The sequence below is a fragment of the Streptomyces sp. NPDC007162 genome (assembly GCF_040634175.1).
GTDB lineage: Bacteria > Actinomycetota > Actinomycetes > Streptomycetales > Streptomycetaceae > Streptomyces.
Genome location: NZ_JBEYFC010000278.1, coordinates 1 through 11,545, shown reverse-complemented (window position 1 = coordinate 11,545; position 11,545 = coordinate 1). Strand labels below are relative to the sequence as shown.

11 protein-coding genes and 1 pseudogene are annotated in these 11,545 nt (G+C 71.2%); 4 read left to right on the top strand and 8 right to left on the bottom strand.

Annotation, left to right across the window (positions count from 1 at the left end; all coding sequences use genetic code 11):
* Positions 1-67 precede the first annotated feature (67 nt).
* A pseudogene (locus ABZ646_RS28010) lies at positions 68-418 on the bottom strand (ATP-binding protein); the annotation flags it as partial.
* 152 nt (positions 419-570) lie between these two features.
* Complete coding sequence (locus ABZ646_RS28005; RefSeq protein ID WP_360524499.1) at positions 571-1,728, bottom strand: adenosine deaminase; 1,158 nt, start codon at positions 1,726-1,728, stop codon at positions 571-573.
* 122 nt (positions 1,729-1,850) lie between these two features.
* Between ABZ646_RS28005 and ABZ646_RS28000 the strand changes: the two genes are divergently transcribed.
* On the top strand, positions 1,851-2,612 hold the full coding sequence (locus tag ABZ646_RS28000) for an alpha/beta hydrolase (RefSeq protein WP_360524496.1): 762 nt from the start codon (positions 1,851-1,853) through the stop codon (positions 2,610-2,612).
* A 14-nt stretch (positions 2,613-2,626) separates the two neighbouring features.
* Here ABZ646_RS28000 and ABZ646_RS27995 read toward each other — a convergent pair whose 3' ends face one another.
* The gene (locus ABZ646_RS27995) at positions 2,627-3,580 is read right to left on the bottom strand and encodes a LysR family transcriptional regulator (protein ID WP_360524493.1); all 954 of its coding nucleotides are present in this window, start codon (positions 3,578-3,580) and stop codon (positions 2,627-2,629) included.
* Positions 3,581-3,642: 62 nt separating this feature from the next.
* Between ABZ646_RS27995 and ABZ646_RS27990 the strand changes: the two genes are divergently transcribed.
* Complete coding sequence (locus ABZ646_RS27990; RefSeq protein ID WP_360524490.1) at positions 3,643-4,914, top strand: MFS transporter; 1,272 nt, start codon at positions 3,643-3,645, stop codon at positions 4,912-4,914.
* 116 nt (positions 4,915-5,030) lie between these two features.
* On the top strand, positions 5,031-6,044 hold the full coding sequence (locus ABZ646_RS27985) for a sigma-70 family RNA polymerase sigma factor (RefSeq protein WP_360524487.1): 1,014 nt from the start codon (positions 5,031-5,033) through the stop codon (positions 6,042-6,044).
* Here the strand turns inward: ABZ646_RS27985 and ABZ646_RS27980 are convergent.
* Entirely contained in the window at positions 5,928-6,314 is a 387-nt protein-coding gene (locus tag ABZ646_RS27980; RefSeq protein ID WP_360524484.1) for an STAS domain-containing protein, read from the bottom strand. The genes ABZ646_RS27985 and ABZ646_RS27980 overlap by 117 nt on opposite strands.
* A 161-nt stretch (positions 6,315-6,475) precedes the next feature.
* Between ABZ646_RS27980 and ABZ646_RS27975 the strand changes: the two genes are divergently transcribed.
* A complete protein-coding gene (locus tag ABZ646_RS27975; protein WP_360524481.1) occupies positions 6,476-7,396 on the top strand; it encodes an AEC family transporter in 921 nt (306 codons plus the stop codon).
* A 102-nt stretch (positions 7,397-7,498) separates the two neighbouring features.
* Here the strand turns inward: ABZ646_RS27975 and ABZ646_RS27970 are convergent, their stop codons facing one another.
* From ABZ646_RS27970 to ABZ646_RS27955, 4 genes are all read right to left on the bottom strand, one after another.
* Positions 7,499-8,782, bottom strand: coding sequence for a thymidine phosphorylase (locus ABZ646_RS27970; RefSeq protein WP_360524478.1), 1,284 nt, complete (start codon positions 8,780-8,782; stop codon positions 7,499-7,501).
* A gap of 71 nt (positions 8,783-8,853) precedes the next feature.
* Positions 8,854-9,252 (bottom strand): cytidine deaminase, encoded by a 399-nt coding sequence (locus ABZ646_RS27965; RefSeq protein ID WP_360524475.1) that lies wholly within the window; start codon positions 9,250-9,252, stop codon positions 8,854-8,856.
* Entirely contained in the window at positions 9,249-10,511 is a 1,263-nt protein-coding gene (locus ABZ646_RS27960) for an ABC transporter permease (protein ID WP_360524472.1), read from the bottom strand. The genes ABZ646_RS27965 and ABZ646_RS27960 overlap by 4 nt, the downstream gene beginning before the upstream one ends.
* Positions 10,511-11,545 (bottom strand): ABC transporter permease (locus ABZ646_RS27955; RefSeq protein ID WP_360524469.1); only part of this gene is annotated, 1,035 nt, incomplete at its 5' end. The genes ABZ646_RS27955 and ABZ646_RS27960, both read right to left, overlap by 1 nt.

Below are 11,545 nucleotides of genomic sequence, written 5' to 3'. Positions count from 1 at the left end.
AGCGAGAAGCACACGGTGTCGCGTCTCTTCGGTTCGCCCCCCGGCTACGTGGGCTACGAAGAGGGCGGCCGAGCGGGATCCCGTTGACCGGCAGGCCGTGGGTGGGCAGGCCCTGCACCGGCAGACCGCCGAGGAGGCCGGCCACGGGCTTGGTCGGGCCGCCGGCGAGGACCTGCTGGACGGCGGGCTGAACGGCGGTCAGTCCGGCACCGAGGGCGCTCTGCCCCTGCGTCACGGCCTCCCCGGCACCCGGCAGCGCCTTGGAGACGTTCTCGGCCGGCAGCGTCTTGGTGACGGTGTCCAGGGCCTGGGAGGAGTCCGGGACGGCCGGGGCCGCGTTGGCCGCGCCCGCGCCGACGGCGGCGAAGGCGGCACCGAGGGCGGCGACACCGAGGGTCTTGGCAGCAGACTGCTTCATCGTTAATGCGTCCTTGGAATGCGGCGACAGGGGATCGATAACATGCTGAGCGGTCCACGACCGTAAACACGGCGGACCGCCCACCGCAAACACCGAATTATGGACGGATGGTGAAAGCCCGTCCGCATTCCGACCCCCGCCACAGCGCCCGGTCAGCCCTCCGAGTCGACAGAACCGCTGGTGGATGCGGTCTGCCGGAACAGCCATTCGGATTTCAGCTCTGCATATCCGGGCTTGACGACGTCATTGATCATGGCAAGCCGTTCATCGAAAGGAATGAACGCTGATTTCATCGCATTGACGGAGAACCACTGGATGTCGTCGAGCGTGTAACCGAACGCCTCGACGAGGTGCTCGAATTCCCGACTCATGGTGGTGCCGGACATGAGACGGTTGTCCGTATTGACGGTGGCGCGGAAGTGGAGCCGACGGAGCAGTCCGATCGGGTGGCCGGCGTAGGAGTCGGCGGCCCCGGTCTGGAGGTTGGAGCTCGGGCAGAGCTCCAGCGGGATCCGCTTGTCACGGACGTAGGAGGCGAGCCGGCCGAGCTCGACCGTGCCGTCCTCGTGGACCTGGATGTCGTCGATGATCCGCACGCCGTGCCCGAGCCGGTCGGCGCCGCACCACTGCAGGGCCTGCCAGATGGACGGCAGCCCGAAGGCCTCACCGGCGTGGATGGTGAAGTGGTTGTTCTCGCGCTTGAGGTACTCGAAGGCGTCGAGGTGCCGGGTGGGCGGGTAGCCGGCCTCGGCACCGGCGATGTCGAAGCCGACGACGCCCAGGTCCCGGTAGCGGTTGGCGAGTTCGGCGATCTCCAGGGAGCGGGCCGCGTGCCTCATGGCGGTGAGCAGGGCGCCGACCCGGATCCGCCGGCCGCCCTCCCGGGCCAGGGCCTCGCCCTGCCGGAAGCCCTCGTTGACGGCCTCGACGACGTCCTCCAGGGTCAGCCCCTGCTCCAGGTGCTGCTCGGGGGCGTAGCGCACCTCGGCGTAGACGACGCCGTCCTCGGCCAGGTCCTCGGCGCACTCGCGCGCGACCCGGACCAGCGCGCCCCGGGTCTGCATCACACCGACGGTGTGCGAGAAGGTCTCCAGGTACCGCTCCAGCGAACCGGAGTCGGCGGCCTCGCGGAACCAGATGCCGAGCTTGTCCGGGTCGCCCTCCGGGAGCTGGGTGTACCCGGCCTCCCGGGCGAGATCGGCGACCGTGCCGGGACGCAGGCCGCCGTCGAGGTGGTCGTGCAGCAGAACCTTGGGCGCCCGGCGGATCTGGTCCGGCGTCGGGGTGTTCGCGGTGCTCTGGCTCGTCATTTCCGCACTCTAACTCCTACGCGCGTAGATCGCCCGGCACTCGACTTTTTCCCCTCCGCCGATACGCAACGGTGACCCCACGGACGGGTCAAGTCCACCGCGACTTCTGACACTGTTCTGTCATGGCACAGCAAGCGACACCGGTGCGAACGGCCAGACTGGGCAGGGCAGTCGGTCAGGAGCCTACGGCGGTGAGCGGAGCGGTCCTGCTGCTCCCGGGCGGTGAGGAGAACTCCGCGCGCAAGCCGTCCCTCGTATGGGCGACGGCGTTCGTCCGCGCGCTCGGCCGCAGGCTCGCCCGCGACGGCCGCGACGAGGGCCTCGCCGCGCATGTCGTCCACTACCGCTACCGCGGCTGGAACGGCAGCGAGGCGCACCTCGCGGGCGACGCGAACTGGGCGGCCGACGAGGTGGTGCGGCGCTACGGCGACGTGCCCGTCTGCCTGCTGGGCGTCGGGATGGGCGGCCGGGCGGCGCTGCGTGCGGGCGGCCACGAGGCCGTCAACTCCGTGGTGTCCATCGCCCCCTGGCTGCCGGAGGCGGATGTGGCGGCGCCTGAGGAACCGGTTCGGCAGCTGGTGGGCCGGCGGGTGCTGATCGTGCACGGCACGAACGACGAACGGACCGATCCGGAGCTGTCGTTCCGGCTGGCGGCGCGGGCGAAGAAGGCGAACCGGGAGGTGTGCCGGTTCGAGGTGCACTCCGACGGGCACGGGTTGCATCAGCACCGGGACGAAGTGCTCGCGCTGGCTTCGGACTTCGTGATGGGGGCGTTGTACGGGTGTGCGGTGTCGCGGCCGGTGGAGGATGCGCTGGCCGCGCCGCCGCCGATCGGGTTGCGGATGCCGTTGGCTGCGGGGTTCGGCAAGTCGTTGAGGCGGTAGGGGGCGCGCTGTCGCTAGGTGGGGAGCAGGTTGCCCCGTCTCGACAGCAGGAACTTCTTGAAGGCGGCCACCGGCGGGGTGTCCGGGTGGCCCTCCAGCCACGCCACGCCGATCTCCCGCGCCGCCCTCGGGGCCGTGACCGTCAGTTCGGCTACTCCCGGGCGGGGGAACGCGGGTGGTGGGAGGAGGGCGACGCCCAGGCCCGCGGCCACCAGGCCCCTCAGGGTCTCCGCCTCCTCCCCCTCGAAGGCGATACGGGGTCTGAAGCCCGCCTCCTCGCAGAGGTCGTCGGTGATGCGGCGCAGGCCGTAGCCCGGTTCCAGGGTCACGAAGGTCTCGTCGGCCGCCTCGGTCAGGCGGACCCGGCGGCGGGTCGCCAGGCGGTGGTCCGCCGGGACGACCAGGCGGAGTTTCTGTTCGTCCAGGCGGCGGGCCACCAGGTCGGGTGCGTCCGGGACCGGGGAGGTCAGGCAGAGGTCGAGCTCCCCCGCACGGAGCTTCTCGATCATCGCCTCGCCGTAGTTCTGGACGAGGCTGAAGCGGATGCGGGGATGGTCGGCCCGGAACGCCTGGAGCAGGCCGGGGACCGTCTCGGCGCCCATGGTGTGCAGGAAGCCGAAGGCGACCTTGCCGGTGGTGGGGTCCGCGTCGGCACGTACCTCGTCGGCGGCGCGCCGCACCTCGGCGAGGGCACGTTCGACCGAGGTGAGGAAGGTGCGGCCGGCGGGGGTCAGGGAGACGGTGCGGCCGTGCCGGCTGAAGAGGTCGACGCCGAGGTCCTCCTCCAGGCGGGCCACCGCGCGGGAGAGGGTGGACTGGGGCACGCCCAGCTCCTGCGCGGCCCTGGTGACATGCTCCGTGCGGGCCACGCCGGCGAAGTACGCGAGGCGGGGAGCCAGCGACATCGCCATGTCTTCTGTGTCACTGGACGGTGACAGGCGCGCGGCCGACCTCTGCTGATGCTCCATGGGAACGATTATGACGATTCCATGCATTGGACGGATCAAGGAGGGGTCCGTACGTTCGAAGCATGTCTCCCGCCAGTACCGGGGCGTCCACCGTCGTGGACGCCGTTCCGTCCGCCCCCGCCGCCGCCGACTCCCGGCTGACCCCGGGCGGTCCCGGCTACCGCCGGATGAGCTTCGCGCTCTTCCTCGCCGGTGTCGCGACCTTCGCCCTCCTCTACTCCACGCAGGCGCTGCTGCCCCTGATCTCCGACGGCTTCGGGGTGACCGCGAGCGACGCGAGCTGGACGGTGGCGGCGGCGACCGGCGGCCTGGCGCTGTTCGTCATCCCGATGAGCGCGCTCTCCGAGCGTTTCGGGCGCCGTACGATCATGACCGCCTCGCTGGCGGTGGCGGTGACCGTCGGCCTGCTGGTCCCCTTCGCGCCCTCGCTGGGCGTACTGGTCGTGCTGCGCGGCGTCCAGGGCGCGGCGCTGGCCGGGCTGCCGGCCTCCGCACAGGCCTACCTGGCGGAGGAGGTGCGCCCGAAGGCGCTGGTGACGGCCATCGGCCTGTTCGTGGCGGGCAACAGCGTCGGCGGGATGAGCGGCCGGGTCATCACGGGCTGGGTGGCGCAGGAGTGGGGCTGGCGGGTCGCCGTCGGCACCATCGGCGTGATCGCCGTCGGCTGCGCGGTGGCCTTCCGGCTGCTGCTGCCCGCGCCGAAGCACTTCACAGCGGGCTCGCTGCACCCGCGCCGGCTGCTCGGCACGGTCCGCGACCACCTCGCGAACCCGCTGCTGCGCCGCCTGTACGCGATCGGCGCGCTCTTCATGACCGTCTTCGGCGGCGTCTACACGGTGATCGGCTACCGCCTGACCGAGGAGCCGTTCTCGCTCCCCCAGGGCATCATCGGCTCGATCTTCCTGGTGTACCTGGTCGGCACGGTGTCGGCGTCCACGGCGGGCCGGCTGGTGGGCCGCCTCGGCCGCCGGGGCGCCCTCTACCTGGGCGGCGGCACGACGGCCACGGGTCTGCTGCTGTCCCTGGCCGACTCGCTCCCGCTGGTCCTGCTCGGCCTCGTCCTGATCACCGCGGGCTTCTTCGCGGGCCACGCGGTGGCGTCCTCCGCGGTCAGCAAGACGGCGACGCACGGCCGCGCCCAGGCCTCGGCCCTCTACCAGTCCGCGTACTACATCGGCTCCAGCGCGGGCAGCACGATCGGCGCGCTGGCGTTCCACGCGGAAGGCTGGTCGGGCACGGTGAGCGTCGGCCTCCTGGCGATAGCCGGCGTCGTGACCATCACGGTCCTCGGCTCCCTGGCGGCCCGCCGCCACATCACGGCCGACGCCCACTGAAGCGCCCCAACCTGCACGTTCCCGAACAACGGCCGCCATTGTCAGTCCCCTGCGCTAGCTTTCAAGTGCTGGAGCGCGAAGGCGCGTGAAAAGGCCACGTGGGGTGGGTGGACGGCATGACCAACAGCACGGCGACCGCGGAGCTGGACGTCGCACTGGAGAAGCACCGGACCGAGCTGACCGGTTACTGCTACCGCATGCTCGGCTCCTCCTTCGAGGCCGAGGACGCCGTGCAGGACACCCTGGTGCGGGCCTGGCGGAGCTACGACACGTTCGAGGGCCGCTCCAGCCTGCGGTCGTGGCTGTACCGGATCGCGACCAACGTCTGCCTGGACATGCTGAACGCGGGCAACAAGCGGGCCCGCCCGATGGACCTCTCCGAGTCGACGCCGTTGGCTCGGGCGGCGCTCTCTCCCCGCCCCGACAACACCTGGCTGGAGCCGGTACCGGACGCGCGCGTGCTGCCCGCCGTGGACGACCCGGCGGAGGCGGCCGTGGCCAAGGAGTCCATCCGGCTGGCCTTCATGGCCGCGCTCCAGCAGCTGCCGCCCAAGCAGCGGGCGGTGCTGATCCTGCGCGAGGTGCTGGCCTGGAGGGCGAGCGAAGTCGCGGAGCTGCTCGGCACCTCGGTCGCCTCGGTGAACAGCGCCCTGCAGCGGGCCCGGGCCACGCTGGCCGAGCAGCAGCAGTCGGGTGCCGCCGCCGAGGTCTCGGACCCGCTGGACGAGGAGCAGCAGAAGCTCCTGGAGCGCTATGTCGCGGCCTTCGAGGGGTATGACATGACGGCGCTGACGGCGCTCCTCCACGAGGACGCCATCATGACGATGCCGCCGTTCGACCTGTGGCTCACCGGTCACGACGACATCGCCGGTTTCATGACCACCCTCGGCTCGGCCTGCGAGGGCTCCCGGCTGTTCCCGGTCCGGGTCAACGGCCTGCCCGGGTTCGCCCAGTACAAGCCCGACCCGGACACCGGTGGCTGGAGCCCGTGGTCGATCCAGGTCCTGGAGATCTCAGACGGACGGCTGACCGGGTTCCACTTCTTCCTCGACACCAAGCGCTGGTTCCCGCTCTTCGACCTCCCCCTCCATCTCGATGCGGAGTCCGACGAACCGGAGCAGGGAGCGTAGGGCGGGGTCGGGGTCCCGCAGCCGGATCCGGCCACCGGCCCGGCGTGCGGTCAGTTCCAGCCGGGCCAGCAGGTCGACGGCCGCGAGGCCCGGCGGTCCCAGGCCGCCGACGTCGCAGACGACGATCCGGGTCCCGCCGCCCCGCAGCAGCGCCCGCACGTCGTCGCAGAGCCCCGGCACCTCGTCCCTGGCGACGGGGCCGGCCAGCATGAGCACGGCGGGGGTCACGGCATCCACGAACGGTAGACCGGCGCCGGCCTGACAACTCATCGGCAGGTGCGGTGCGCCCCCACGGGGCCGCGCAGATCACACGGACCGCAAGGATCACAGAGTTGACCTGAACCTGACCCGCACCAGAGGGTCAGGTGTATGCCCCACAGATCAGCGCCCGCCCCGCTACCCGACGGCCCGGCGCACGCCATGGGGGTGCCGTGCAAGGGGTGCTGAGCGGCTTCGCGGTGATCGCGATCGTGATCGCCGTCGGTTACGTCCTCGGCCGCGGCGGCCACCTCGGGGCGAACGGCCGCGAGGTCCTCACCAAGCTCGCCTTCCACGTCGCCTCCCCCGCGCTCCTGTTCACCACCCTCGCGAAGGCAGACCTGGCGGTGATCTTCTCCAGCCGCCTCCTGGTGACGGCCCTGTCCACGGCAGCGGCGGCGGGCGCGTTCACGGCGGTGGGTGTCGTACGGGGCTGGGGCGTGGGCCGTACGACGATCGGCGCGCTGTGCTCCAGCTACGTCAACTCCGGCAACCTCGGTATCCCGATCGCGGTGTACGTGCTGGGCGACGCGTCCCTGGTGGCACCGGTGCTGCTGTTCCAGGTGGTGCTCCTGACCCCGGTCGCCCTGACGGTCCTCGACCTGTCGGGCGCGGGCGATAAGGGCCCCTGGTGGCGCCGCCTGCTGACCCCGCTGCGCAACCCGATAGCCGTGGGCTCCCTGTCCGGCGTCGCGGTCTCGGGACTCGGGATCCACGTCCCCGGCCCGGTCATGGACCCCCTGACCCTGATCGGCAACATGTCCGTCCCGGCGGTGCTGCTGGCCTTCGGCATCTCCCTGCGGGGCAGCACGCTCCCCGGCCGGGGCCGCGACCGCCACCCGGTGTTCCTGTCGGTGGCCCTGAAGTCGGTGGGCCAGCCGCTGGCCGCCTGGGCCCTGGCGTCGGCGGTCTTCGGCCTGCGCGGGGCGCCCCTGCTCGACGTGACGGTGACCTCGGCACTGCCAGCCGCCCAGAACCTGTACACGTACGCCGGCACCTACCGGGTCGGCGAGGAACTGGCCCGCGACTCGATCCTGCTGTCGACGGTGCTGTCGGTACCGGTCCTGGTGGTCGTGGCGGCGCTGCTGGGGTGACGGACGGTCAGTCGACCGGGAACTCCCCGGTGTCGATCGTGACGCCGAACGGGACCGGCGTCGGTCCGCCGATCCCGTTCACTCGATCGAGAGATCCCCTGGTCAGGCGATGCGTTCCAGCACGACGGGGGACGCCGTGAAGTCCGTGCCGGCCGGCGCGATGTCGTACGAACCCTCGACCGCCTGGAGTGCGTACTCGAAGCGTTCCGGGGTGTCCGTGTGGAGGGTGAGGAGGGGCTGGCCGGCGGTGACCGGGTCGCCGGGCTTGGCGTGGAGTTCGACGCCGGCGCCCGCTTGCACCGGGTCCTCCTTGCGGGCGCGGCCCGCGCCGAGGCGCCAGGCGGCGACGCCGACACCGTAGGCGTCGAGGCGGGTCAGGACGCCCGAGGAGGCGGCCTTCACCACGTGCTGCTCCTTCGCCACCGGCAGCGTCGCGTCCGGGTCGCCGCCCTGGGCCGCGATCATCCGGCGCCAGACGTCCATCGCCGAACCGTCGGCCAGCGCCTTCGCCGGGTCGGTGTCGTGGATGCCCGCCGCCGCCAGCATCTCCCGGGCCAGGGCGATGGTCAGCTCGACGACGTCGGCCGGGCCGCCGCCCGCGAGGACCTCCACGGACTCGCGGACCTCCAGGGCGTTGCCCGCAGTGAGGCCCAGCGGGGTGGACATGTCGGTGAGGAGGGCGACCGTCTTCACGCCGTGGTCGGTGCCGAGGCCCACCATCGTCGAGGCCAGCTCACGGGCGTCCTCGATGGTCTTCATGAAGGCGCCGGTGCCCACCTTCACGTCCAGGACCAGGGAGCCGGTGCCCTCGGCGATCTTCTTCGACATGATCGAGGAGGCGATCAGCGGGATCGCCTCGACCGTGCCCGTGACGTCGCGCAGGGCGTAGAGCTTCTTGTCGGCGGGGGCGAGGCCGTCGCCCGCCGCGCAGATCACCGCGCCGGTCGTGTCCAGGACGTTCAGCATCTCCTCGTTGGAGAGCAGGGCGCGCCAGCCGGGGATCGACTCCAGCTTGTCGAGGGTGCCGCCGGTGTGGCCGAGGCCGCGGCCGGAGAGCTGCGGGACGGCCGCGCCGCAGGCGGCGACGAGGGGGGCGAGCGGCAGCGTGATCTTGTCGCCGACGCCGCCCGTGGAGTGCTTGTCGGCCGTCGGGCGGGACAGGGCGGAGAAGTCCATGCGCTCGCCGGACGCGATCATCGCGGCGGTCCAGCGGGCGATCTCGCGGCGGTTCATGCCGTTGAGCAGGATGGCCATCGCGAGCGACGACATCTGCTCGTCGGCGACCTCGCCGCGGGTGTACGCGTCGATGACCCAGTCGATCTGCTCGTCGGTGAGTTCACCGCGGTCCCGCTTGGTGCGGATGACGGAGATGGCGTCCATGGCCATGACGTTCCCTTCGAAGCATTGCGAAGCGCACGGCCCCTCCGCGCGGACGGGCGGGGAGGGGCCGTACGGGATTACTTGGTGAGATGGGCCGGGCCGAAGGCCTGGGGCAGCATCTCGGAGAGGGGCAGGACGCCCTCAGGGGTGTCCAGGAGGAGGTCCGGGCCGCCGAACTCGTAGAGCAGCTGGCGGCAGCGGCCGCACGGGACGAGCAGCCCGCCCGTGCCGTCCACGCAGGTGAAGTGCGTGAGCCGGCCGCCACCGGTGCGCTGGAGCTCGGAGACCAGTCCGCACTCGGCGCACAGGCCGAGGCCGTACGACGCGTTCTCCACGTTGCAGCCGGAGACCGTGCGGCCGTCGTCCACCAGGGCCGCGACCCCGACCGGGAAGCCGGAGTACGGGGCGTAGGCGTGGGACATGGCCTCCCGCGCCTCGGCCCGCAGGGTCTCCCAGTCGAAGCCGGCGGCGGTCACTTGCCCTGCCCCTTCCGGTACGGCAGGCCGTCCGCCTTCGGCATCCGCAGGGACTGCGCGGACAGCGAGAGCACCAGCAGGGTGACGATGTACGGGGTCGCGGTCACGAGCTGGCGCGGGACCTCGTTGGTGGAGGCGTACCAGACGAACATCAGGACCGAGATGACGATCGTGATGACGGCCGGGACGTACCTCTTGCGCCAGGCGAGGTAGGCCGCGCCGAACACCAGCAGGATCGCGATCAGCAGGATCAGCGCGTGGACGTTCACCGTGCCGCCGCGCAGGTTGAGGCTGTCGGTGTAGCCGAACAGGCCCGCGCCGAGGGCGAGGCCGCCCGGCATCCAGTTACCGAAGATCATCGCGGCGAGACCGATGTACCCGCGGCCGGCCGTCTGGCCGTCCAGGTAGACGTTGGAGGCGACGATGGACAGGAACGCGCCGCCCAGGCCCGCGAAGCCGCCGCTGATGATCACGGCGATGTACTTGTACTTGTAGACGTTGACGCCGAGGGACTCGGCCGCGACCGGGTTCTCGCCGCAGGAGCGCAGCCGCAGGCCGAAGGCCGTGCGCCACAGGACCCACCAGGTGATCGGGACCAGCGCGACCGCGACGACCGTCAGCGGGGACAGGTCGGTCAGCAGACCGCCGACCAGGCCGGCGATGTCGGAGATCAGGAACCAGTGCTTCCCGTTGAGCGTGTTCAGCCAGTCGGAAAGGCCTGGGACGCTGAACGTGCCGAGTGAGTCGATCGGCGGGGACTGCTTGGAGGAGCCGCCCTCGGCGTTCTCGAAGGTGAACTTCGAGAGGTAGCGGGTGGCTCCCAGGGCCAGGATGTTCAGGGCCACACCGGAGACGATGTGGTTGACGTTGAAGGAGACGGTGGCGACGGCGTGCAGCAGGGCGCCGAGCGCACCGCCGAGGATGCCGAAGACCACGCCGACCCAGGGGCCCCACTGGTAGCCGGCCCAGGCGCCGAACCAGGTGCCCAGGATCATCATGCCTTCGAGGCCGATGTTGACGACGCCCGCGCGCTCGGCCCACAGGCCGCCGAGACCGGCGAGGCCGATCGGGACGGCGAGGCGCAGCGCGGTGGACATCTGGCCGGTCGAGGTGATGCCGTCGGCACCGGTGATCAGGCGCACGGCCGAGGTGAGGACCAGCACGCCCGCGATGACCAGCAGGAGTACCGGGAGCGACATTCGGCGGCCGCCCTTGCCGGGCTGGGTCGCCTGCGGCTTGGCGATGGTCGCGGTGGACATCAGGCCGCCACCTCCTTCTTGGTGTTCTGGGCGGCGGCCGCGGCGAGCTCCGCGCCGACCTGGCGCTGCTGGCGGCGCAGGCCCCACTGGCGTACGGCTTCGTAGGAGATGACGACGGAGAAGACGATCAGGCCCTGCATGATCGTGGCGATCTCCTTCTCGTACGCCACCGGGGTGGCGTAGTCGAGGGCGGGCGAGGCCTTGTCGAGGAAGGCCCACAGGAGGGCGGCGAAGGCGATGCCGCCGGGGTTGTTGCGGCCGAGCAGGGCGATGCCGATGGCGGTGAAGCCGAGGCCGGCCGGGAAGTCCAGGCTGTAGGTGTGGGAGTCGCCGAGCAGCAGCGGGAGGCCCGCGAGGCCGGAGACGGCACCGGAGATCAGCATGGAGATCAGGACCATGCGCTTGGCGTCGACGCCGGAGGCCGCGGCGGCCGACTCGGAGGCGCCGGTGGCGCGCAGGTCGAAGCCGAAGCGGGTGCGGTTGAGGACCACCCAGTAGGCGATGCCGAGGGCGATGGCGACGAAGACCATGCCGTAGATCTCGCCGACGTCGGAGCCCAGGTCGATGCCGGGGAACCAGCCGGACTTCTTCATCACGCCGGTCGTCATGTTGTTGCCGACCTGGACGCCCCACACGTTCGAGAGGGTGATGTAGCCGATGAGGCTGGTGGCGATGGCGTTCAGCATGATCGTGGCGACGACCTCGCTGACCCCTCGGGTGACCTTGAGGACGCCCGCGATGCCGGCCCAGAAGGCGCCGGTGAACATGGCGACCAGGAGCAGCATCGGGATCTGCAGGAACGCGGGCAGGCCGATGTTGGCGCCGACCACGGCCGTCATCACGGCGGCGAGCCGGTACTGGCCGTCGACGCCGATGTTGAACAGGTTCATGCGGAAGCCGAGGGCGACCGCGATGGCCGCGATGTAGTACATCGCCGCCTGGTTGATGATCAGGACCTGGATGTCCGAGTACGGCAGCTGCTGGAGCATCAGCACGTACGGCTCGAACGGGTTGCGGTTCGAGGCCAGCAGCAC